The organism is Clostridium sp. (genome assembly GCF_050717635.1).
GTDB lineage: Bacteria > Bacillota > Clostridia > Clostridiales > Clostridiaceae > Clostridium_AD.
This window is the reverse complement of sequence record NZ_JBOITO010000007.1, coordinates 25,535-49,951: the sequence shown is the minus strand read 5'-3', so window position 1 is coordinate 49,951 and position 24,417 is coordinate 25,535. Positions and strand designations below refer to the sequence as shown.

Annotated in this window: 22 protein-coding genes and 2 other annotated features; of the genes, 7 read left to right on the top strand and 15 right to left on the bottom strand. The window is 29.3% G+C overall.

What is annotated here, in order from left to right; all coding sequences use genetic code 11:
• Positions 1 to 87 precede the first annotated feature (87 nt).
• Positions 88 to 306: a binding site (T-box leader), on the bottom strand.
• Positions 307 to 733: 427 nt separating this feature from the next.
• Positions 734 to 2,632: a type I glutamate--ammonia ligase gene (locus ACREWB_RS03510; RefSeq protein ID WP_431546272.1), complete on the top strand. Its 1,899-nt coding sequence runs from the start codon at positions 734 to 736 to the stop codon at positions 2,630 to 2,632.
• A gap of 74 nt (positions 2,633 to 2,706) precedes the next feature.
• Here the strand turns inward: ACREWB_RS03510 and ACREWB_RS03505 are convergent, their stop codons facing one another.
• Positions 2,707 to 3,636, bottom strand: a complete 930-nt coding sequence (locus tag ACREWB_RS03505; protein WP_431546271.1) for an N-acetylmuramoyl-L-alanine amidase — start codon at positions 3,634 to 3,636, stop codon at positions 2,707 to 2,709.
• A gap of 276 nt (positions 3,637 to 3,912) precedes the next feature.
• On the opposite strand from ACREWB_RS03505, the gene ACREWB_RS03500 reads away from it, so the two are divergent.
• The 3 genes from ACREWB_RS03500 (at position 3,913) to ACREWB_RS03490 (ending at position 5,296) form a co-directional block, all read left to right on the top strand.
• A complete protein-coding gene (locus ACREWB_RS03500) occupies positions 3,913 to 4,551 on the top strand; it encodes an MBL fold metallo-hydrolase (RefSeq protein WP_431546100.1) in 639 nt (212 codons plus the stop codon).
• A 188-nt stretch (positions 4,552 to 4,739) separates the two neighbouring features.
• Positions 4,740 to 4,940, top strand: coding sequence for a cold-shock protein (locus ACREWB_RS03495; RefSeq protein ID WP_431546099.1), 201 nt, complete (start codon positions 4,740 to 4,742; stop codon positions 4,938 to 4,940).
• 176 nt (positions 4,941 to 5,116) lie between these two features.
• A complete protein-coding gene (locus tag ACREWB_RS03490) occupies positions 5,117 to 5,296 on the top strand; it encodes a hypothetical protein (protein WP_431546098.1) in 180 nt (59 codons plus the stop codon).
• A 69-nt stretch (positions 5,297 to 5,365) separates the two neighbouring features.
• Here the strand turns inward: ACREWB_RS03490 and ACREWB_RS03485 are convergent, their stop codons facing one another.
• The 11 genes from ACREWB_RS03485 to ACREWB_RS03435 form a co-directional block, all read right to left on the bottom strand.
• On the bottom strand, positions 5,366 to 6,196 hold the full coding sequence (locus ACREWB_RS03485; protein WP_431546097.1) for a YhfM domain-containing protein: 831 nt from the start codon (positions 6,194 to 6,196) through the stop codon (positions 5,366 to 5,368).
• A gap of 113 nt (positions 6,197 to 6,309) precedes the next feature.
• Complete coding sequence (locus ACREWB_RS03480) at positions 6,310 to 6,834, bottom strand: hypothetical protein (RefSeq protein ID WP_431546096.1); 525 nt, start codon at positions 6,832 to 6,834, stop codon at positions 6,310 to 6,312.
• A gap of 175 nt (positions 6,835 to 7,009) precedes the next feature.
• Positions 7,010 to 8,146 (bottom strand): DUF7922 domain-containing protein, encoded by a 1,137-nt coding sequence (locus ACREWB_RS03475; protein ID WP_431546095.1) that lies wholly within the window; start codon positions 8,144 to 8,146, stop codon positions 7,010 to 7,012.
• 77 nt (positions 8,147 to 8,223) lie between these two features.
• Positions 8,224 to 9,060 (bottom strand): 16S rRNA (adenine(1518)-N(6)/adenine(1519)-N(6))-dimethyltransferase RsmA, encoded by an 837-nt coding sequence (gene rsmA / locus ACREWB_RS03470; protein WP_431546094.1) that lies wholly within the window; start codon positions 9,058 to 9,060, stop codon positions 8,224 to 8,226.
• Positions 9,041 to 9,604: a ribonuclease M5 gene (rnmV, locus tag ACREWB_RS03465; protein WP_431546093.1), complete on the bottom strand. Its 564-nt coding sequence runs from the start codon at positions 9,602 to 9,604 to the stop codon at positions 9,041 to 9,043. Before rnmV ends, rsmA begins: the two co-directional genes overlap by 20 nt.
• A 226-nt stretch (positions 9,605 to 9,830) precedes the next feature.
• A complete protein-coding gene (locus ACREWB_RS03460) occupies positions 9,831 to 10,868 on the bottom strand; it encodes a resuscitation-promoting factor (RefSeq protein ID WP_431546092.1) in 1,038 nt (345 codons plus the stop codon).
• Between the two features lie 287 nt (positions 10,869 to 11,155).
• A complete protein-coding gene (locus ACREWB_RS03455) occupies positions 11,156 to 11,920 on the bottom strand; it encodes a TatD family hydrolase (protein ID WP_431546091.1) in 765 nt (254 codons plus the stop codon).
• An 82-nt stretch (positions 11,921 to 12,002) separates the two neighbouring features.
• Entirely contained in the window at positions 12,003 to 13,526 is a 1,524-nt protein-coding gene (locus ACREWB_RS03450) for a DUF445 family protein (RefSeq protein WP_431546090.1), read from the bottom strand.
• Positions 13,527 to 13,718: 192 nt separating this feature from the next.
• On the bottom strand, positions 13,719 to 15,659 hold the full coding sequence (gene metG / locus ACREWB_RS03445; RefSeq protein ID WP_431546089.1) for a methionine--tRNA ligase: 1,941 nt from the start codon (positions 15,657 to 15,659) through the stop codon (positions 13,719 to 13,721).
• Positions 15,660 to 15,750: 91 nt separating this feature from the next.
• Positions 15,751 to 16,027, bottom strand: a binding site (T-box leader).
• 187 nt (positions 16,028 to 16,214) lie between these two features.
• Entirely contained in the window at positions 16,215 to 16,751 is a 537-nt protein-coding gene (locus tag ACREWB_RS03440) for a spore maturation protein (RefSeq protein ID WP_431546088.1), read from the bottom strand.
• A gap of 53 nt (positions 16,752 to 16,804) precedes the next feature.
• Complete coding sequence (locus ACREWB_RS03435) at positions 16,805 to 17,380, bottom strand: nucleoside recognition domain-containing protein (protein ID WP_431546087.1); 576 nt, start codon at positions 17,378 to 17,380, stop codon at positions 16,805 to 16,807.
• 171 nt (positions 17,381 to 17,551) lie between these two features.
• Here ACREWB_RS03435 and ACREWB_RS03430 point away from each other — a divergent pair, with 171 nt between their 5' ends.
• Both ACREWB_RS03430 and ACREWB_RS03425 read left to right on the top strand, forming a co-directional pair.
• Positions 17,552 to 18,400, top strand: a complete 849-nt coding sequence (locus ACREWB_RS03430; RefSeq protein WP_431546086.1) for a putative ABC transporter permease — start codon at positions 17,552 to 17,554, stop codon at positions 18,398 to 18,400.
• A gap of 108 nt (positions 18,401 to 18,508) precedes the next feature.
• A complete protein-coding gene (locus tag ACREWB_RS03425; protein WP_431546085.1) occupies positions 18,509 to 18,694 on the top strand; it encodes a hypothetical protein in 186 nt (61 codons plus the stop codon).
• Positions 18,695 to 18,786: 92 nt separating this feature from the next.
• On the opposite strand, the gene truA is transcribed toward ACREWB_RS03425, so the two are convergent.
• Both truA and ACREWB_RS03415 read right to left on the bottom strand, forming a co-directional pair.
• Positions 18,787 to 19,524 (bottom strand): tRNA pseudouridine(38-40) synthase TruA, encoded by a 738-nt coding sequence (gene truA / locus ACREWB_RS03420; RefSeq protein WP_431546084.1) that lies wholly within the window; start codon positions 19,522 to 19,524, stop codon positions 18,787 to 18,789.
• 96 nt (positions 19,525 to 19,620) lie between these two features.
• Positions 19,621 to 21,267: a YiiX/YebB-like N1pC/P60 family cysteine hydrolase gene (locus ACREWB_RS03415; protein WP_431546083.1), complete on the bottom strand. Its 1,647-nt coding sequence runs from the start codon at positions 21,265 to 21,267 to the stop codon at positions 19,621 to 19,623.
• Between the two features lie 173 nt (positions 21,268 to 21,440).
• On the opposite strand from ACREWB_RS03415, the gene cls reads away from it, so the two are divergent.
• Positions 21,441 to 22,895 (top strand): cardiolipin synthase, encoded by a 1,455-nt coding sequence (cls, locus tag ACREWB_RS03410; protein ID WP_431546082.1) that lies wholly within the window; start codon positions 21,441 to 21,443, stop codon positions 22,893 to 22,895.
• A gap of 78 nt (positions 22,896 to 22,973) precedes the next feature.
• Here the strand turns inward: cls and ACREWB_RS03405 are convergent, their stop codons facing one another.
• Positions 22,974 to 24,314 carry a GAF domain-containing sensor histidine kinase gene (locus ACREWB_RS03405; protein ID WP_431546081.1) on the bottom strand — a complete coding sequence of 447 codons (1,341 nt, stop codon included), beginning with the start codon at positions 24,312 to 24,314 and terminating at the stop codon, positions 22,974 to 22,976.
• Between the last annotated feature and the right edge of the window lie 103 nt (positions 24,315 to 24,417).

Below are 24,417 nucleotides of genomic sequence, written 5' to 3'. Positions count from 1 at the left end.
CTCCTTTCCATGTTCATTTAATAATATGTAATGAAATGTGCTCAATTCTACTTAAATATATTTTAAATATAAAAAAACCTCACCCTAAAATAGGACGAAGTAAAATTCGTTATGCCACCTATGCCATAAATATAAACTAAAGTACTATAATACTTTATCCTTTAACGCAGAAATACGGATAAGCTTACTAAATTTTCAGCTCTCAGCTCCTAGGTGATTTTCTTCAAACTTTCACTATGGGTTCACATCATACCCCACTCTCTGTAAGTTACCTGTTCAAATACTTTTCCTAATCAAAGCTTTTTTGCTAACAATAATTAATATGCACTTTTTATCATTATATTATAATGAATTTTTATTGTCAATTTTTTTTGGAATTTAATGTTCTTATAATGTAGTCAAAAACATATATGTATATGTGATATAATAAAGAATATAATTTTTTTAAATAAATATCATATTTATGATACATCGAAATATATATAATTACAGCAACCGTTTACAATAATGATATTATATTTGTATTATCTTGCAAAACTTCATTGATTCCATAAAAAAAATTGCATTTAGTGATTTTTTTAATTGACAAGCTTTCACATTTGTAATAAAATCAGTTTATTTATAATATTCATTTAGTTTTGTTTGTGACCAAATATATTCTGTTTTTTTAAATGCTAATGCAGTCGCTTCGGTGGCTTCTAAATATTAAATATATATTTAAAGGAGGACTAATATTTTGAAAAATTTAATTTATGTAATTCCTAAAGAAAAACATCTTGAAAAAGATATCAAAGAGATTTTACTTGCCCACACCGAGGTGAAATTCGTCTCCCTAGTGGGTATTGATTTATCCGGAAATGATACTGATGAAAGAATTCCAATGAAAATATTTTTAGATGACATTGGTGCTTTCTCTAAAGGAGCCATTCAAACTGACGGCTCTTCTGTAGTATTCCCTGGAATCGCAACTTTAAACAATGCTAAAACAGATATGCTAGCAGATCTTGATTGCAATTGGTTTGTTGACTACAATTATGAAAATATTGACCCTGAAACAGACTTACCTATAGGAACTTTAAAAATCCCATGTTTCCTAATCCATAATGGTATCCCAGTGGATTCAAGATCTATCTTAAAGAAATCCGTGGAATGTTTCAAAACCACTCTAAATGATCTATTTAAAAGATACCCTTCATCTTTGGCTTCCTTTGATTTCAAATATGAAGATATTGATGAAATCATACTTACTTCCGCTACAGAGCTTGAATTCTGGGTAAAGACACCTAATGATAGGGCTCACATCGAAGAACTTTCCACCTCTCAAGTACTTAAAGAGCAATACTGGAGTAGACTTAAAGGAAGTGTTCGAACTGCCATGGAGCAATCCCTCCTTTTGATGGGTAAGTATGGTTTTGAACCTGAGATGGGGCATAAAGAAGTTGGTGGCGTAAAAGCTAAAATAGGAGAAACTGGTTCGCTTACTCACATTATGGAACAACTTGAAATAGATTGGAAATTTTCTGATGCTCTTCAATCTGCGGATAATGAGCTGTTTATAAGAAACCTAGTAAAAGAAACCTTCAGACGTAACAGTTTAGACGTTATTTTCCTAGCAAAGCCAGTACATGATGTAGCTGGAAGTGGTGAACATACTCATATTGGAGTAACTGTAAAATTGAAAACTGGTAAGAGAGTCAATTTATTTACTTCAACTAAAAAACATTTTTTAAGTAGTATTGGTTACGCAGCTGCAATGGGTATTCTTAAGAACTACGAAGTAATAAATCCATTTGTTTCTCCAACAAATGATTCTTTAAGAAGATTAAAACCTGGTTTTGAAGCTCCTGTTTGCATAGTAACCTCTCTTGGCCACAGCGTGGATGTTCCTTCAAGAAACAGATCTATACTCTTAGCACTAATAAGAGACCTTGATAATCCTCTTGCCACAAGATTTGAGCTTAGAGCTCCAAATCCACATACTAATTGCTATATTACTATAGCTGCTATATATATGGGCATACTAGACGGTCTTACTTACGCCATCAAGAACAATAAAAATGAAGATGATCTTTTAAGTGAATTATCTAAAGCACCAGGAGACGACAGCGATTATTTAGAGAAAAATAGAGCTTATAGAAGTGAGGAAGATGTTTTTGAATTCTATACCGACGATGAGCGCGCAGAATATTTTGGAAAAGCCCCTAAAACTATATATGAAAATCTTCTTGGCTTTGATGAATATCCTGAAAAACTAGAAGTGCTTAAGTTTTCAGATGTATTTACTGAGAGTTTACTCAACAGCTTTAAGATGGCAACGGAAACAAGATGGATCACTGAAATAAATAATAGAATACTAAATGATTATGCATCAGAAATTAGACATTCTAAAATGATTCATACTCCCGATAAGGCTTTGGATTTAGATTTGGACAATTGGCAAAAAATTAATAATTTAAGACATTCTCTTATGAAAGACACTTATTCTAAGACCAGCTTATTTACTAAAATAAAGGAAGCTTCCAAAACTAAGGACTACCCTGAACTTTCTAAGTTACAAATAGAATTGGATGAACAAATGGGAGCCCTTAGACTTTATTATACAAACTATAAAAAGAATTTATTAGATATTTAAATCCTATATTTAAAAAAAATCACCTCCATAGTATAAATACTATGGAGGTGATTTTTTTATGGTAATTCGATCAATCAATATACTATATTAGTTATTCCTAAGCACCTAAGAATACCCGTTGAAATCGCCTTAGCTAATTTGTTTTGAAAATCATCCGTAATTAATAATCTTTCTTCCTCTGGATTAGAAAGAAATGATGTTTCTACCAATATAGCTGTAGCATCTGTGTTTTTTAAAACAACAAAACCCGAAGAAGTTTTAAGCCCCCTATCGTATCTTCCAGTTTCTTTAATTAATTCAGCTTGGACAGCTTTTGCAAGCCTTTGCCCATCTGCATTCCCAGTAAAATACCAGGTCTCAATACCATTAGCTGTGGGCTTTGTAAATGAATTAGCGTGAATACTAACAAAATAATTTGGTCTAGCACTATTTGAAATATCACATCTTTTTTGAAGACTTGTTGTAGTGTCATCTTCTCTTGTGTATATGGTTTCAACATGATTTTTATTTAATATAGCTCCTACTTTTAAAGTAACAGCTAATGCTACTTTTTTTTCATAATATCCAGACGGCGCTATAGCTCCTGTGTCACTTCCTCCATGCCCTGCATCTAAAACAACTTTGTTCACTTTTATAGTAGTAAAATTCATTCTAACTTCCTCTGGAAGCGGTGTTCCATCTTCAGACATAACATGCTCTGTCACTATTAAAGTATAGTTTTTATTTGATTCGTAATTTTCTACAGACTTTACTATTATACTTTTCCCGTTATTAACCAAACTTACATTAATATCAATGTAACTATTATTTTCTCCAATCACCACAATATTTTCGGTGTTAACACTATCAGCGTTTAAATTTTTATTAAAATTCACTGTCCATGTTTTACTAAGTATCACATTACTTTTAGTCCCCATATCTGTATATGTACTGGCTTTAGCTACTATTTGCATAGGTATACTGAGTGCAAAAGATAAAATCATAATTATAATTGCTTTATACATATTTTTCACATAACCCCTCCTAAGTCGTTATATTTCTCATAATTATTGAATCATCATTTAGATAATTCTAAGTACTGATGTAAATTTTGGTATTAATCATGAGTTTATTATACTCTATATTTATTGACATCTCCATTGTTTTATAAAATTTTTTTAATATATTTAAAATTTGTATTACAATTCAATAAATTCACTTTAATTATGGTATATTTGTCTAATAAATATGCCATAATTAAAGAATAGTAGTTTTATTTTGAGATAAAAAGGAGATTTAAAATGAAAATAACTTGGCTAGGCCAATCATGCTTTATCTTAGAAGATTCAAAAGGCAGGAAACTTTTAACAGATCCATTTGACCCTACTTTAGGATATGAGACATATAAAGGTAGTACAGATATAGTAACTATAAGCCATCAACATTTTGATCATAATTATTGCAGGGATATAAAAGGCCCTTATAAAACATTAGATAAAATAGGGTTGTTCTATGTCTATGATATACCTATAAAAGGAATCCCTTCTTTTCACGACAAAAATAATGGTTTAAAACGAGGTGATAACATAATATTTACTTTTAGAATGGATGAATACACCCTATGTCATTTAGGGGATTTAGGTCACATTCTTTCAGATGATGATTTAGACGCCATTGGGAATGTGGATGTATTGTTTATCCCAGTTGGTGGCAATTATACAATTGATGCAAAGGAAGCATTTGTAATAACTAAAAAAATGAATCCTAAAATAGTTATACCTATGCACTATAAAACTTCACTTGTATCCTTCCCCTTAGATGGAGTAGAAACATTCCTTATGTATATGAAAAATGCCTCAAAAATTGATAGCAATACCTTAGTGATTACTGGTGAAATAAAAGAATCAATGTCCGTAAAAATATTAAAACACCTAGTATAAAAAAAATATAAAAAGCCAAACTATATTTGCAACATAAATTTATATAGCGATGTCCCCTAAAAAAAATAATATAATTACATCAATAATATTATTTTTTTTGGATATCTATTTAAAAATCTATTAAAGTGTAGTATCATAGTATTTAGGTTACAGATGTTACAAATTTTTTTATTCAGGAGGAAAGTTATATGAAAACAGGTATAGTTAAATGGTTTAATTCAGAAAAAGGGTTTGGTTTTTTATCCGTAGAAGGAGAAGAGGATGTATTCGTACATTTTTCAGCTATTGAAGGAGACGGATATAAATCTTTAGAAGAAGGCCAACAAGTTCAATTCGAAATAACTACTGGAGCTAGAGGACCACAAGCTTCTAACGTTACTAAATTATAATTAAAATCTTAGGTATTCTATAATATAATTAAGTTATAGAAAAAACACCTATCACTTTGTGATAGGTGTTTTTTAATTTATTCATAAAAAAAATTAATAATTAATTTCTGAATATAATAACCATCTTTGCTAAAACTATAAATATAATTTATAGTTTTGTGAAAGGATGTTTTATAATGTTTGGAAAGATAATAGATATGAATAATACAGATGCTTTTATAAATTTCGTAGATGGAACTACTATGGATATAAGTGTCTCTCATTTACCTAAAAATTCGAAAATAGGCGATTCCGTCGATATAAACCTTGGTGTTTTTACTAATATGCACAACGATAAAATGAAAGACTTTTTTTAAAGGATTTTATAATAAAAAACAGCATCCATTTAACTTGGAATGCTGTTTTTTATTTTTGTTATAATACTTCTAAAACTTATCAGGCTTTTTATCTTCAAAAATTTCAATATTCCAACTACTATCATATTTAGCCACTATATAATATATCTTTTCTTTCTCATTAAGCGAATTTGTAATTGTCAGTGTAGATTTATATATATCAGCTTTATATCCTTCTGTTTTAACCTTTATTAACACATCTGACTTTGTATTACTATCGTTTACTAACTGTGTATTAAAATCGCTAAGCAGCTTGCTTTTAAAGGATTCCAAATCAGTTGATAGTATAAATTTAGCTGCTTCATTATCTTCACTTATATCAAGCAGTATTTTTTTATTCACAACCTCTTCTTTAAAATAATTATCAAACACCTTTAAAATCGAATCATAGTATACGGTTTTAAAATCTATTGGCTTTCTAATATTCCAAAAATTTTGTATAATATCATTATCAATTCTTTTAGATACAATATAGCTTTTATCTTCACTGTATAAGTTAGCTCCATCTTTTTTATCAAGGCCAGCTATATAGTTAAACTTGTGAACTTTATCTGCGCCCTCATACATTTCAAATATATAGTCTGAATCTAAAGTTGACTTCTGCGTAACTCCTTTAGATGATGATAAAATTTCATACATATCTTTTATGGCTATTTCATCCGTAACCACAAATCTAAAACTTTTGTCTCTAGTACTTTGTATTATTATTTTTTTTATCCTTCCCTGCTTAATGTACTCAAAATCATTATTTTTAAGTCCTAACTTTACTTTGATACTATCAAAACTTTTACATCCTGTAAACATAAATGCAGCTATAAGGATAAAAGAAAACATAATTAACTTGTTCTTATTTTTGCGCATTTATTATCCTCCTTGCCACTCTCCCATAAAGAATTAAAAATTGTATTTTTTTAATTCTTTTTTTTGGAATGCAATCAAATAAATTATAATACACAAATAACCTTTAAGCAAATTTAATTAACTTTCAAAGTTTCTATTATGCTTTCAAAAATAGCACCATAAGCTTCTTTGAAGTTAACATTTCTTGTGAAAAATGAAAATCTATAAAATTTACCCTCTTCATCAATAAAATATTCATAGGCCTTGTACCAATTATTATCAGTTACATTTATTAGGTATTGCACTAAATATGTTTTTTTACCATTTATCATAATACCATCTATTTTATAATTTCTGATTACATTTTGCTGCTCAGATATTTTTTTACTATTATCTAAAAATTTTCTTAAATCTTGATTACTTTTCCACACTTCTACAAACCCATGAATTATTGCATCCGATGATTGGAAATCATTGTGATAAATAATTTCACCACCAGGAAACTTTTTTTCTTTTGTTGTCCATCCTTTTGGCAATTTATAACTTAACTTTCCATCTAAAACCTTATAACTATCAGATAAATTAATATTGTTCTCTACAAGAATTGTAGTTTTCAACTTACCATCAAACTGTTTTGATATACCCATAAGAGTAATCATAAGTCCTAGTAGTATTACTATAATTCCTAGTTTTCTTTTATTTATAAAGATAATCGTAAGCGTACCCCTCCACACATATTAATATTACTATACTATATGATGTATATTAAAAGAATATTAAAAAAATTAAAAATGTGCAACTGAATTAAATAGTTGCACATTTATTTCATATATATTATTTCTTTAAAGGGACAACGATAGTAGATTTTTTAGGATCATAAAACATGAGCCAATGTCCCATTACATCACTATTTTTATCTTGAATCCAAGTTACAAATCCAGTTTTTCCTCCATAAGGCTGATGCACTTTAGCTCTACTTCCAGGTATCCCATAAACAATATATTTCATTTTTCCACTAGAATCACATTTATATCCTAGCATAAAATGTTTATGGTTTCTAATATATGGATAGTAATAAATCATAGGATAATATGCTATTGTATATTTATTATAATCACTGAAATCATACATATTCTCTAAGTTATTCACAGGTACCTTATACCACGTGCACCATTTGATTTCCTTAGAAAAATCAGATACTTCTTCAAAATCTTTTGCTACTCCCTTAAAGAAATCTCCCATAGCTCCTTTAGGATAGTCATCTTGTTTCTTTTTCTTATGCCTATCTATATAGTAATCATCTTCAGATTGACTAGCTTTGCTTTCTACTTCTAATCCGTCTAATTTTTCACCGCTTTGAACATTTTCAACGTATTTAATATTCATAACATCTTCTCTTTGATCAATGTCTACCTTTTGAACTTCATCATTCTGGGCTACTTTGTCATCACTTTCCACTTTAATTAATTCGATGCTTTGTTCATATTCATCAAATTCATTAATAATCGCCTCTGTTCTTGTTTCTTTCTTTTCATTATTAAAATCTGCTAATTTATAGTTTCTCCATTCGTTTGGTTTATCTGTTGTTGAAAACCCACTCATTATAGAGACTACATTGTTATCTAAAAACTTCACAATTGCAGCTCCAATGATTTTCTCAGCAGATATACCAGTATCTGCTATATTTTCTACATCATATTCATGAGAAATATCAACCCGACCATAATCGTCTATGTTCAATTTACCCAGCTTTATAATTTTATTCACATCTTTTTTACCACATATTAAAATCATGTAATAAGGTTGTTTTTCTTTCCTTAAGTTCTGCACATAGTATGAAATCTTACATTTATTGCTTTTCATTTCGAGCTTAGCATAGCCAGAAGGAATTTTTTCAGAGTCTAAAGAATAACCTTTCTCGTCTTCTTGTAATATAATAAAATACCTACTATAATTTTTTTTTGGTGTCACCTTCTCTTACCTCCATATAAAACTTACTCATTATAATATATGAAAGATATAATAAAAAATGAACAATATCTGAAAATTTATTTTACAAGGCCTATTTCATCTGAAAGTGTAGCAAACTCTTGAAGTGATAGAGTTTCCCCTCTTCTTTTAGGATCAATGTTTGCTCTTTCAAAACATTTTTCTAAATCTTCTTTACCAACGCCCATATTTTTAACACCATTCCATAATGTTTTCCTTCTCATATTAAAAGATTGTCTTACTATAGAAAAAAATAATGCCTCATCTTTAACCTTAACCTTAGGTTCTGCTAATCTATCCAATCTAATAACAATAGATTCTACCTTAGGCTGTGGCAAAAATGATGATGGTGGTACTAGTCGTAAAATCTTCGTATCACAATAGTATTGAACTAATATAGAAAATGCTCCATAAGCCTTGCAATTCGGCTCTGAATCAATTCTTACTCCAACTTCTTTTTGTATCATTATAGTTAGTGATTTGAAATTATAACCCTTTGTAAGCAAGTTAACAATTATCGGGGTTGTAAGATAATATGGCAAATTAGCTACAAGCTTTACGGATTTTTCATCCCCCATAAGTTCATTAAAATCTACTTTTAGAGCATCCTTATGAATAAGTTCAAAGTTATTAAAATCTTTAAGTTCTTCTTCTAAAATAGGAAAAAGTTTTTCATCTAGTTCTATGGCACAGACTTTTTTAGCTCTTTTTAATAGTGCTCTCGTTAATGTTCCAAACCCTGGTCCTATTTCAATAATAAAATCCTCATCATTAACCTCTGCACCATCCACAACATCTTCTAGCACAGAATCATCTATTAAAAAATTTTGTCCAAGGCCTTTTTTAAACCTAAAATCATATTTCCTTGCAACCTCACTAATCGTTAAGTTTTCCATCGTTCATCTCCTTTTCTATTTTTTTAAGTGCCTCTATAAATTCTTCTTTTGTAATACCATAGTTATTAAGTCTAGTTATAAATTGAGCACAGTTACCGTATCCTATACCTAGCTCGTTTCCTAATGCGTCACGCCTATCTTTTGACCTACTATCACCTGTTAACTTGAAAAATATCATATCGCCTATATTAAACTCTTTTCTTACATCTTGAACTTCAAATTTTGCAGCTTCAAGTGCCCTTAATATGGTTTCAGGTGATGCGTTTTCAACCCCTATGTTTCCATCTTTGGTACCATCCTTTTGAGATATGTATGCATGCTTTACATTAGCTACTCTTTTGGTAATAATTCTTCTTATTTTCTCTCCTGCAAAATCTGGATCTGTAAAGATTATTACCCCTTTTCGCTTTTGAGCTTCTCTTATTTTATTAATTATCTTTTCATTGATTCCAAATCCGCCTACTGAAATAAGTTCCGCATCTACCGCTCTTTTAATTGCTGTGATATCATCTCGTCCTTCAACGACTATTACTTCTTTAATCATATTGTCCTCCTAATTGATCTTTAATGTTATATTATCTTGTAATTGTTAGTTTCAATATTATATTAAACTAAGTTATTGCATATTATTCTACAACTATAAAAAACATAATTATTCTTTAGTATCTCTTTTATTTACTATACTATAAATATAATATCATTATATTTATAAATAAAGCACTCTATTTATCAATAGAGCATTGTAAAGAAAAAAAAAGGAGCTTAAGCTCCTATTTTAAGATATAAATATTTACACTTCGAGAACCCCAATTCATGCTTTGACTAAGGGTATCGTAATATAGATCTATTCTATTACCTTTTATAGCACCACCTATATCCTCTGCAATGCCATATCCATATCCCTCTACATAAAATTTTGTACCAAGAGGAATAACTCTAGGGTCTACCGCTACCGTACTAAATCCACTAGGATCTCTTTCTGCCTTTGCTCCAGTGGAGGTTATACCAAAGTCTCTATCACCCGGGTTTTTACCAGTACTTCTATAATCAGCATTATATGCTGTTGCCCTAACTCTTATCTTCTTAATATAACTAATATCGCCTCCACGAGATGATGAATACACACTAGTAGTACCTAATGCAATTATTTCTTTAACTGGATTTGATTTAAGTTCTTCACTTATTAATTTTCTAGATGATTCTTTGCCATTTTCATAGACAATAGATGAAGTAATAAGTTTTTTACCCGTTTGTCCCTTTTGAATTACTTTTTTTACACCTTTATTTAAATCATTACTATTCTTAAATTCAGTTGCAAAATCAATCGTTTTAGTTTCTTCAAGGATTTTAGTTTTCACTCTTGTTATTTGTACTTGTATCCCTGATTTTAGCAAAGTATCTTTTGATGGGGTAATCTTGTCTTCATTATTTAATACAATTTTTTCTGCTCTTAGCATATCTTCTACTGTACCTTCAGCAGTTTTAAGATTTAATTCTTTCCCATCAACTGTTAATTTAACATCCACAGCTTTTTTTATATATATTTTGTCTCCATCTTTTACTTTACTGTCTAGACTAACTGTTATTTGATCTTTCGCCCCTAACGCTATATTATTAGTTTTTAGTATTTGAGTTACATTACTTTTTAAAGTTATAACCTCTATAGATTTACCATCAACAACAATAGATATAGCTTTTTTCATGTTAAATAAGGTAGCTGTAATGCATGTTAATACCAACATTACTACAAAAAACGTCTTTGGACCACTTGAAAAATAGTTCTTAAAATCTTTTTTCACATTTTTCATTCTCAAAATTCCTCCCTTGGACAAGAGTACTTGGGTATTATAACTTAAAGCAACAAATGTGTCAAATTTAGAACCCATTCCTCTTAGTTTTACTGTCAATGCATTACTATGCATATAATTATAATCATAGATTATAATTTCAAAATATATTAACTAATCCTGTCTTTCAAGGGTAAATTAGCAAATAATATTTTTCATTAAAATTATATGATTATAATTCGGATTTAATAACTAAAACTTTAATGTAAATTTTTGTTATAGTTGCAACTATTAACCATAGTACACTATTAATTTACTTTTAGCAATGTTTTTATATTAAAAACTGTTATCCCTTCAATTTCTTCTATAGTTTTTCCCTTAATTTCCGATATTTTTTCTATTATATACTCAATGTAATCAGACTTATTCCTTTTACCTCTATATGGAGTGGGTGCCATGTATGGACAATCTGTTTCTACTAATATCCTATCCATGGGTACTACTCTTGCTACTTCTGCTATTTTTTTTGCATTCTTAAAAGTTATAACTCCAGTAAATCCTATATAATAGCCTAACTTTAAACATTCTTTAGCAAATTCAACACTTCCTGAAAAACAGTGAACGGTGCCTATAACCTCCGGAAATTCTTTTAATATATCTAAAGTATCGCTATGTGCATCCCTATCGTGGATAACAACTGGCAACCTAAGCTCCTTTGCCAGCGTCATTTGAAGTCTAAAAGCCTTCTTTTGAATTTCTCTACTTGGATTTTCTTCATAATGATAATCTAGTCCTATTTCTCCTATAGCTCTAACCTTTACGTTTTGCGCTAAGTTCCTTAATTCATTAATAATTTCCTCATTAACAGTATCCGCGTGTTCAGGATGAATTCCTACTGCCGCATATATAAAATCGTATTTATCCGATAATGCTACTGACTTTATTGCACCTTCCATGGATGCACCGCAATTTAATACTCCTATTACTCCACTATCCCTTATCCCGCGAATTACTATATCTCTATCTTCATTAAAAGCCTCATCATCATAATGTGCATGCGAATCAAATATCATAAAAATACTGTATTAAACTTCATATTTTAAAAAGTCTAATACAGCTTTCACCGTCCTTTCTATTCTTTAATTTTCCAGTGTTTTAAAGCGAACCCAATATTGGAGATAGAAGTCCCATAATTGCTCCTAGAAGTGCCCCTAACCAAGTTATTACCCTTAACTCTTTACTGGCAATTTCCAATATAATCTCCTCTGCGAAAGCTACATCAAATTCATTGATTTTGTCTTCGACTATTTTAGCCACATCTAATACTTCAATTACATCAGCGGCTTTATTTTCTATAAATTTATTGTATTGTTCTCTAACTATTTTAGAGATAGATTCAGATAATTTATTTCCATCTTCTACAAATATTGATTTTGTCTCTATCTGTAGTGATCTATTAATAATTTGGGATACTATTTCTGTTATTTTTATTTTTATATAATCACTTTCTGTTATAGCGACGATTCTACTCTTTATAAATTCTTCTACTACATTTTTATAATCTACTCCTGTTTTTTCAAGCATCTCTTCAATAGATACGTAATTATTAATACTACCTTCAATTTTAGCAAAGGCATTTATAATAAGTTTTTCATCTATAATCTTCGTTGTAAGTAAATTAATTAATGGATTTATTGAAAGTAAAGTTTCCTCTTTTGAAAGTTCAGAGAATACTTTGGATATTGATTTTTCCATAAGTTTGTCTATTATATCATTAATAATTAGTGCAATATCGTTATGGTTCTTTTCTTCATCTAAAAACTCATTTATACCAATTGCAACTTTATCATTAATACTATCAGCATTCATAAACATGGCTATCATTGGGCTTAATTTAGTACTAATTGTCTCCCCTACAATTTTTCTAAGTTTCTGTTTGTTTTTTTCTTCTTTCATCATTTTTTTTATCGCCATAGCAATTTCATATTTCTTACCATATATATGTACTTTTATATTGTCTATTATTTCCTTTGGTATAACATCGTCAAAATTCTTTTCTAAAAGCTTTAGCCCATTTACCTTTTCTTCTAAGATTTTTTGAGTTTCTATCTTAAAATTTTCCGAATCTTTATACTCAATAGCTACATTTAGCATTTTATTTTTTATTGAATTATATAATTCACTTTCACAAATGGCCCCTGGTTTAGCTCTTAGTTCTAGCGTTATTTGATCATTTATATATTTAACAATATTACTTTTAACATTTTCTTCATTAATATAATCGATAAGTAATTTAGAAAGATTACTGTTAGTTTTAATAATAAATTTAGAATATTCTTCACCTAGTAGATTTTTCAATTCATTTTCTACTGTAACTCCCCTATTTTGTAGATCTACGACTTTACTCTTCACCCAAGAATCCACTTGTTCATTCATATTTTCACTGCATAGTGATTTTGTAATTGTCTCCGCTGTCAAAAGATGCTGTCCTATAGACTCACCTACACTTTTAGCTATTCTGGATTTTTCTTTTGGTATAACACCTGGAGTAAATGGGACTTTAAATTTACCTATTCTAATCTCTTTATGTGGTTTAAACAGCATTTTTATAGCTAACCAATTGGTTATATACCCGATAACAGATCCAACCAAGGACCCTATAATAAATTTCATATACATATTATTTTCTCCTCTCATATTTCTCTGTAGTACAAAATAATTAACACTTATTTTCCATATTTTAGTTTTCTATAGTAATTATAACAACTAATTATAAATCTATGGTAATTAAAATTCAATAGACTAATTGTTAATTCGTATGGAAAAACAAAAGCATGAAGTCTATTAGAACTTCATACTTTCGTTAAGAAACTATCTAACTATTGTTCCAGTAGGCAGCTCACTTGGCACCGTTACTGCAAATAATTTACTATCATCCTCTGTTGCTGCTGCAATTATCATACCCTGAGATAATTCTCCTCTTAAATTAACAGGTTTTAAATTAGCTACAAGTACTACATACTTTCCAACTAAATCTTCTGGTTTATAATACTGAGCTATTCCTGAGATTACCTGCCTTACTTCCCCACCTAACTCTACTTTTAGCTTAAGAAGTTTTTTAGTTTTTTTCATTGGTTCGCATTCCAATACTTTAACAACTCTCATATCTATTTTCTCGAAATCCTCTATAGTAATTTCCTCTTTAATAGGCACCATAGTAGGTTTTTGTGCTGCTTTTCTACTTGCTTCTACAATTTTATTAAGTTCTTCTATTTTAGCCTCTACATCTATTCTTGGGAACATCACTTCGCCTTTATTAACTTTTGTTCCTGCGCTTGTTCCATCAAAAGATGCTATGCTATCCCAAGTTGTAATTCCTACATTTAATTGTACATTTATTTTTTCACTTGTAGTTGGTAAAAATGCTGAAATTAATACTGATGTTATTCTTAAGGATTCTACTAAATTGTATAATACTGTGCTCAGTCTTCCCTTTTGAGCTTCATCTTTTCCAAGAATCCAAGGTGTTGTCTCATCTATATACTTATTAGTCCGCCTAATAAGTGCCCAAACATAATCCAAGGCTTCAGGAATTTTTAATTCATCTATGGCTTTTTCTACTTTACTTGGCGCTGCAAGTGCTAGTTCTATAAGTTCATTATCAACATCTTCACAATCTTTTGGTGCTGGAATAACTCCATCAAAATATTTTTCTATCATTGTTACAGTTCTGGATAATAAGTTACCTAAATCATTAGCTAAGTCCGAATTTGTTTTCTTTATGAATATTTCATTAGTGAATATTCCGTCGGATCCAAATGGTATTTCATGAAGTAAATAATACCTTACCGCATCCACTCCAAAATGATTAACTAGTATTACTGGGTCTACTACATTCCCTTTAGATTTTGACATTTTTACACCACCATCAAAGAGAAGCCATCCATGACCGAATACTTGTTTAGGCATTGGCAAATCTAGTGCCATTAACATAATTGGCCAATAGATTGTATGAAATCTCAGTATATCCTTACCTATTAAGTGAACATCTGCTGGCCAGTATTTCTCGTAAAGGGAAGTATCGCAACCGTTATATCCAAGTGCAGTTATATAGTTAGATAAGGCATCTACCCATACATATATAACATGGCCTGGATCGAATTCCACTGGTATTCCCCAGTTAAAAGTTGTTCTTGAAACACATAAATCTTGAAGACCTGGTTTTAAGAAATTATTTATCATTTCATTTTTTCTTGATTCTGGCTGAATAAACTCTGGATGACTTTCAATGTATTCTATAAGTCTATCAGCATATTTTGACATTTTGAAGAAATATGCCTCTTCCTTTGCTTTCTCAACAGGTCCTGAGCAATCAGGACATTTTCCATCAACTGCCTGAGTCTCTGTCCAGAAAGATTCACAAGGAGTGCAGTACCAGCCTTCATATGCACCTTTGTATATGTCACCTTGATCATATAACTGTTTAAACAATTTTTGAACTGACTTTTTGTGGTAATCATCTGTAGTTCTTATAAATTTATCATAACTTATGTCCATAATTTTCCATAATTCCTTTATTCCTGCTACAACTTCATCTACATATTCTTTTGGAGTAACTCCTTTTTCTTCTGCTATTCTTTGAAGCTTTTGTCCATGCTCATCTGTCCCTGTTAAGAACATTACATCATATCCTGTAAGCCTCTTAAATCTTGCAATTGCATCAGCAGCAACTGTTGTATAGGTATTGCCGATGTGTAGTTTTGCTGATGGATAATAAATCGGTGTCGTAATATAATAAGTTTTTTTAGTCATAGTTTTCTCCTACCTCTCTTATTTTATTATTTAATAAATATTACAATTTCCCATCAAATAAAAAAAATCTCTAAACAGAAAAAACATTCTGTTTAGAGACGTATTTAACGCGTTACCACTCTAATTCATCTTTATATCACTATAAGGATCTCCATGGGTGATTTACCATCACCTGTCAATATAACGGTTGATACCGTATCATCCTACTAATTACATTTAAAAGTCCATTTTTATAAATAAGCTTTCAAACGTTTAATCAGATAATCCGCTTAGAGGCCATGTTCATAAGTTGCCATGCTACTGATTTCCACCTATCTCAGTTCTCTTTTAACATTCAAGCTTATTACTCTTCTCATCATCGCATTTGTTTAATAATAATTATATTGCTAATAAATTACTTTGTCAACAATATTTTCGTCCTAAAATCCTAAAATTATACTTAGGATATCTTCATCTTATACTGATATATAACAAATATGCATTTTTATACTATCATACTATTTATTTTTTTACAATATATGTTACAGTTACACTGTTTAGCTTTCACAAGTGTCCTTAGAAGAAAAACTTGGCCAAGTTAACCGCCATTATAATTGCTGTAATGTCTGCCAATATGGCCGCTATTAGTGTGTGCCTAATTTTTTTTATATTTACCGCCCCAAAATATACTGTAAGGGTATAAAAAATAGTTTCTGTTGAACCCATTATTATAGATGCCACGCGCCCTATGTAACTATCTGCTCCATACTGTTTTATGATATCAGTAAATACTCCCAGTGCTCCACTTCCTGATAGTGGTTTTATTAAAACTAGTGGAACAACTTCCGGTGGGAGTCCAATAAACACAACAACTGGTTTTACTAAATAAATAAAAAAGTCTAAAGCCCCAGAGGCCCTAAATACATTAACAGCTATAATCATAGCTAGAAGATACGGAAAAATTTTAACACAAATATTTATTCCATCTTTTGCTCCTTCAACAAAACACTCGTATACCTTTACCTTCTTAATAAATCCATATATCACAACAAGGCCAATAATAATTGGAATTATCCCCTTTAAAATATATGATACTAAATTACCTAGAATCACCCGATTCCACCTACCCCCATATAAATTTATAGCTTAACACACATAACCATTTCTTAGAAATATCTTTGTAGAATTTTACAATAAAATATGCCAAGTATTGCTGCAGTACCTGTTGCAATTATAGCTGGTAGTATAATAATCGCAGGGTTCTTTGAACCATAAGCAGCTCTTATAGATATTACTGTTGTAGGTAGTAACTGAATGCAGGCAGCATTTAAAACTAAGAATAAAGCCATATCATTACTAGCTGTGTCTTTTTCGCTATTATTCTTTTGCATCTCTTCCATAGCTTTTATGCCAAAGGGCGTTGCTGCATTAGATAGCCCCATCATATTTGCTGTTAAATTCATTGTAATACTAGCCATTGCCTTTTTATCTTTTCCCGCATTTTTAAAAATAAGTTTTAAAATCGGCCTAAGTACCATTGCTAATTTATGGGTCAATCCACTTTTTTCAGCAATTTTCATTATTCCGCACCAAAGACACATCATTCCAACAAGGCCCATAACAAGTTCAACTGAACTAGCTGTTGATGATACAACAGCCTTTGATAAAATCTCTCCTTTCCCTGTAATAATTCCAATTATTATCCCTAATGATAAAATTAAAAACCAAATAATATTTATCACATATTTTCCTCCTAGCATTTGAATTATCCGTAATTAATTAATATATATGTAGTTAATCCTATATAATTGCTATATATATTTTTTATTGGTATCATATACTATAAAATATATATTTTTTATGTTACTATTTTGTTATTTAAAATACAGTATAACTAAAAAAGGAGTTCATATATGCACAATAATCCTTATGTATTTACACTATTTAATTATTTTATTATATATTCCTTTATGGGCTGGTGCCTTGAGACTATATACTCTACAATAAACAAAAAAGAATTTGTTAATAGAGGATTCCTTCACGGTCCCTTTTGTCCTATCTATGGCTTTGGTTGTTTATCAATTATTGTTTTTCTAAAACCTATTGAAACAAATTATTTTTTTCTTTTTTTAGGTTCAGTACTACTAACATCAGTTATTGAATATATAACAGGTTATTTCCTAGAAACAGCATTTAATAGTACTTGGTGGGATTACAGCGATAAACGCTTCAATCTTCATGGAAGAATTTGCTTATCATTCTCTCTAATATGGGGATTTATTTCAATATTCATTTTAAAAGTAATTCATCCCTATATTGTATATATAGTAAATTTAATACCTATTAACTACGGCATAATAATTTTTTATATTACTCTATTCTATTTCTCCATTGATTTTATCATTACTGTAATTACAATATTTAGACTAAAATCACTATTAACTCAGTTAAATACAGTGTATTTAGAGTTAAATGAAAAACTATCGAGTTTTAAACTAAATTTAGGGAATATTAAAGATACCTCTGAATTAAAAAGTAAATTAGAAAAGTTAATAGAGAGTGCAGAAATGAAAGTGAGTAAGAAAAAATCTGATATTGAAAATATTATAAAAGAATTGAAAATAAAATATGAATCTTTGGTTATTAAAAAATCTCCTAATTATTCCAGACTTATAAAAGCCTTTCCTGACTTAAAATTTAAAGGTTTAGATTCTATTCTAAAAGATGTTAAAAATAAGATTCATAAAGATAAAGAGCAATAGTTTACTGTTTACTATGAAATAAAAACCATTCCAGACTTGAAATTAATAATTACTAATGTTAGGATTTAAGTATCCAAAAAAATAACATAAGATAAAGGAGATTGAAAAATGAAAGAAGATAATCTAAAACTAGCACAAAAGGGCATTGATGATGCACTAGACACTATAGAATCCTTAGAGAAAACTATAAAAGAAACACCTCTTCCAAAAAACATCTTAAAAGAAAGTTTTTATACTCTCTCTAAAAAAGTTGAAGAAATTGAAAGCTTGTTAAAAAATGAAGGTATACTTTAATACACTATATTTAAATATATAAAAACAATTAAGGGACTAATATTATTAGTCCCTTAATTGTTTTTATTTTTTTCTGTATTTAGAAAAATTACTTAATAATTAACTTCTTCTAAAAATAATCCTTTAGCCGGCGCTATATGACCAGCATATTTTCTTTCTTTTTTTTCTAAAATAACACTAATCTCATCTACAGATTTTTCACCTAATCCTACTTCAACTAATGTTCCAACTATTAATCTTACCATGTTTTTCATAAATCCATTACCTTGAACACTAATTTCTATGTTCCCATCCTCATTTACAATATTTATAGTATAAATATCTCTAACAGTTGATTTTTTCTTAGATTTAAGTGTTGTAAAGCTTTGAAAATCATGTTCTCCTATTAAAATTTCAGATGCTTTTCTCATATTTTCTATATTTAAAGGTTGTATCACATGATAATCATATTTTCTAGTAAATACATTATGTGCTTTGTTATTACAAATATTATATACATATTTCTTAGCCTTAGCATTATATCTAGAATGAAAATTAAGATCTACTTCTTCTACTGTCTTCACTACAATATCTTCTGGTAGATATTCATAACAATAACTACGCATTTTATGATCTGGCATAGTACATTCCGTTCTAAAATTTGCTACTTGATTTGTTGCATGTACCCCAGCATCAGTTCTACCAGACGCCATAATTTCAATATTCTCTCCAGCCATTTTACTTAAAACAGCCTCAATTTTGTGCTGAATCGTATTATCGCTATCTCCAAGCCTTTGCCATCCTTTGTATTTAGTTCCATCATATTCTATTACAATTTTTATATTTCTCATTAATTATTTATCCCACTTTCTTTTCTAGAATTAAATCTAGTATTTTATCTATGTGTTTCATTATACACCTAATATTATATACATACATCACAGTTATTAAAACATACCGTATAAAATAAATTTTAATTTAGTCAATACTAAATTCATTTTTACAACTGGATACCTTGTTTCTGTAGTTGAAATAATTCTACTCTTTACAATTTTCCACCAAGTTAACTTCCAAGTTATTTTTAAATCCATTGCATCTTTGCTTATAGCTTTTTTATCTCTTTCACTTCCATCGTAAAATGCTACGAAATCAAATTCTGAATTTTCGTCGTCAAATTCTTCATCAAATTTTTTAATAATACTATTTGGTGAAAGTAGAAGTCTACCTGCTTTCGGTTCTAAGTTGAATTTCAGACCTTTCTTATTGCTTGAACATAAATAAGACTTATAAATTAGTTCACTACAAAACAGTGCATTATCCGTCATAATATCAAAATTATAATCATATGCCTTGCCTAAAGAATCAAAAGCTATAAATAAAGCACCCAATTTATCTTTTTTAGATAGTTTTGGCCTTAGCGCCGAAAAATAGTCAACTTTTGCAATTGCATTTAGAGGATTTATTACAACTCCTGGCGCGATAACTTCTATAATGTATTCTACATTGTCTTTACTACATAAACTATCATATACTTTAGGATAAATTACTTTTACATACTCTGACACACAGGAATAATCTCCTAGTTGCATATCCTTAAAATAACTATCCAACTTTTTTAAACAACCTATATAAATCCCAGAATGAGTCCAAAATCCCGGCAGCCCAATGTTTGTCAGCTGATAATCATTCCTTTTTAGAAGTATATCACCTGGCCTCAATTCTTCTTTTATAGTATTAATATCTTCATTACTAACATATTTTTCTTCTCTACTAGAGTAATCAACCCCAGTAATACTTATAGCAATCCATTTCTGAACTGGAAACCAAAAATCAAAAACATTCTTACCGAAAAAGTCAAGAATATTGTTAAAAACGATATTTCTATGGTTTCTAACAAGTTTTACAACATTTAAATAGTTACAACTTGCATAATCTAATAATTCTTCTTCCTTTTCATCTCTCCCATAACCATGAATTTCATGATAACTTACCATAAAATCGAAGTAATGCTTATTCTTAAATAACAATATCATGTGAGATATTTCTGTTATTTCTTGTGTAATGTAATAATATTGTTTTTTATTGATATTATGTTCTGGTCTACTTTCATTTAACATTGATTCTAAATATTTGTTTTTTTCTATAATACTAGCTAATAGTACAGAATTTTTACGTATTGCTATGGTTGAAGAATAGTTTAAAAGGATACTGTTAAATCTAGCATATGAATCTTCTGTACCTTTGAATATGATACCGATTTTATATTTTTTCCTAATTTCATTTAACCCATTATAACATTCCACATAACTAACCCATTTACCTAATATACTTTGTTTATGGGCGTAGGACATGTTCTTATTATCCTCTGCAAATAAACTTTCCGTATTCTGAATCTCCGATACCACACGTTCTAATTCATTTATAAGATTTAAACATTTGTCAATGTCTGCGTTTAACGATATATTAAGTAATTCCATATTCCTATCCATAATTCCAGTTTCGTTAATAAAGTAACCTCTTAATATCAATCTCAATACAAATGCAAAAAATATAATACCAATTGTTAACACAATAAACATTTTAATCCAAAACATACTTATCCCCCATAAATCCATTTCAGTAATTTATTATTATTATACCATAGAACTCACTTTTGCTTAAATAATATAATTATAAATTTAAATATTTTGTTGTTTCCATGTATTCATTGTTTTTTTTATACATTTGTATGTATACTATATTATATAATGAATTTTTGGAGGCTTATATGTTTACAAATGAATTATTCTTACGTTTTTTTAACTTACTATTTTTTGTTAATATTCTTTTCGCCTTTGCAGTTGTATTTATTGAACGTAAAAACCCTGCAAGCACTTGGACTTGGCTTATGGTACTTTTATTTTTGCCTAGCATAGGTTTTGTTTTATATTTATTTCTTGGCCAAAATCTTAAAAGGAAAAAGATGTTTTCCTTGAAAAAAGAAGAAAAGGAAAACCTAACTTCAATTATTGATAAACAAAAGGAGTTTCTGAATAATGAAAATCTAACTAAAACTAATCCTTTTTTAAGTAAATATTCTGATATGATGCAACTTAATTTATGTAGTGACAATGCTTTTTACACCAATAATAACAACGTAACTATATTTACTGATGGCAAATCAAAATTTGATAAACTCAAAGAAACCCTACAAACTGCAAGTCTATATATCCATATGGAGTATTATATATTTCAAAATGATACTTTAGGCGCTGCTATCCTTAAAATACTATGCGAAAAAGCTGAAGCAGGAGTAGAAGTTAAATTGCTCTATGATGGTATGGGATGCATTAAAGTACCTAATTCTTTTTTCGCTCCTCTAATCAAGGCTGGCGGAAAAATCGCAATATTCTTTCCACCCTTTCTTCCTTATATAAACCTTAGGGTTAATTTTAGAAATCATCGTAAAATAGTCACTATCGATGGTAAGTATGGCTTTATAGGTGGTTTTAATATTGGGGATGAATACTTAGGGCACTCTAAAAAATTTGGTTTTTGGAGAGATACCCACTTACTCGTACAAGGTGACGCAATTGACGCACTGGAACTTCACTTCCTAATGGATTGGAGATTTGCTGCAGATGAAAACTCTGTTTTTGATGATAAATATTTTCCTCACAGGACTCACGTTGGAAATACAGGTCTTCAAATGGTTTCAAGCGGTCCTGACTCTAATTTTAATTCTATCAAAAATGGTTATTTAAAAATGATTAGCAAAGCTGAAAAAAACATTTATATAGAAACTCCATATTTTATTCCAGATGACAGTATATTAGAAGCTTTAAAAATAGCCTCCTTATCTGGAGTCGATGTGCGTATAATGATACCAAGCAAACCAGATCACCCCTTTGTTTATTGGGCCTCTACCTCCTATATGGGCGAACTATTAGATTCTGGTGTCAAATGTTATACCTACACTAAGGGCTTTCTTCATAGTAAATTTATTTCTATTGATGAATCTATAAGCTCTGTAGGTACTGCTAATTTAGATATTAGAAGCTTTACTTTAAACTTTGAAATTAATGCTTTTATATATGATAAAGATATAACTAAAAAATTAGAAGATTATTTCATTAATGATTTAAAATCTTGCGATGAACTAACTACGGAAAAATATATTAATCGAAGTGTCACTGTAAAATTCAAGGAGTCTGTTTCAAGGTTACTTTCTCCTATGCTCTAATGACAAAAAAAGCTGAGAATAAATTCTCAGCTTTTTAACTTAGTTTGATGTATTTCACAATTCTTTTTATTTTGTCATTTAAATAGGTATGCTAAATGAAAAATCAGATCCTTTTGCTATTTCACTCTCTACCCATATTTTGCCACCATGTTCTTCAATAATATACTTGCATATTGCTAGTCCAAGTCCTGTACCGCAAGGTTTACTCGTAAAATGATCTCCAACTTGGCTAAACTTTTCAAATACATATTTTTTATCTTCCTCTTTAATACCTACCCCTGTATCGCTAATACTTACTATTATATTTTCTTGAACTCTTCTAGCTGTACATACTATACAACCTTCATCAGTAAATTTTATAGCATTGGAAATAAGATTAATTATTACTTGCATCAATTTATCTTTATCTGCCATAATTTTCGGAAGTGGCTCTCTTATATTTTGTATAACCTGAAGAGATTTATCTCTAATTATTGGATTAGTTAAAGTTATTACCTGAGTTATAATTTCTTCTATGTTAATTTCTCTCATATTTAAGCTGAATTTTCCTGCTTCCATTCTTGATATATCTAGTAAATCATTTATAAGGTTAGATAATCTCTCCCCTTCTGATAAAATTATATTAATATTTCTCCTTATTTTAATTATGGAGCTTTGATTTTTTTCCCTTGTAAGATCTAATTCTTCTACTATTTGCCCTTCAAATTTACGCTTCACCATTTCAGTAAAGCCAATAATTGAAGTTAGAGGTGTTCGAAGTTCATGAGAAACAGTAGATAAAAAGTTTGTTTTCATTTTATCCATATCTTTCATTTTTTGAAAAAGCGAAGCATTTTCTATAGCTATGCCTACCTTACTAGTAAACGAAAAAGCGTTAGCTATTTGAATTTTATTGTATGCATACTTTTTATGATTTAAGATTATTATTACTCCATATATATTCTCACTATTAATTATTGGGATTATAAGTAAGCTCCTCATGTGATATAATAATAATTGAAACTCAGCATTGTACTTTGTATATTCTATTTTTTTTAAATCCACAATATAATATGGCTCTTTGTTTTCTAAAACTTTTTTTATTAAGAAAATAAATTTATCATCCTGCATGTAGCTATTTAAACTTATTTTACCTTCACACCCAAAAGACGCCATAAGATTAAATTTATGGTCACTTATAGATATACTTATAGCAGCATCATAAGCTATAATTCCATGTAAACTTTTAATTAATCCATTAAAAATGTCGTTGATATCCGTTGTAGATTTAAATATATTAACAGTAGTCTCCATCTTTTCATCAAATTCTTTAGATTTTTTAATCATTAATATTTTAATTTTCGCATGAATAAATATAATGTTTGCTATAATTAGAATACCTATGAATAAATAAAAATTGTTCCACAGTATTTCTATCATCATGTACCTCTATTGGCTATTAACCATTTTATTTATTTTAAGTATACCGTTTATTTTAAAGCATTACTATAATGAACCTACCAATTTTTTATCTATATGTCAA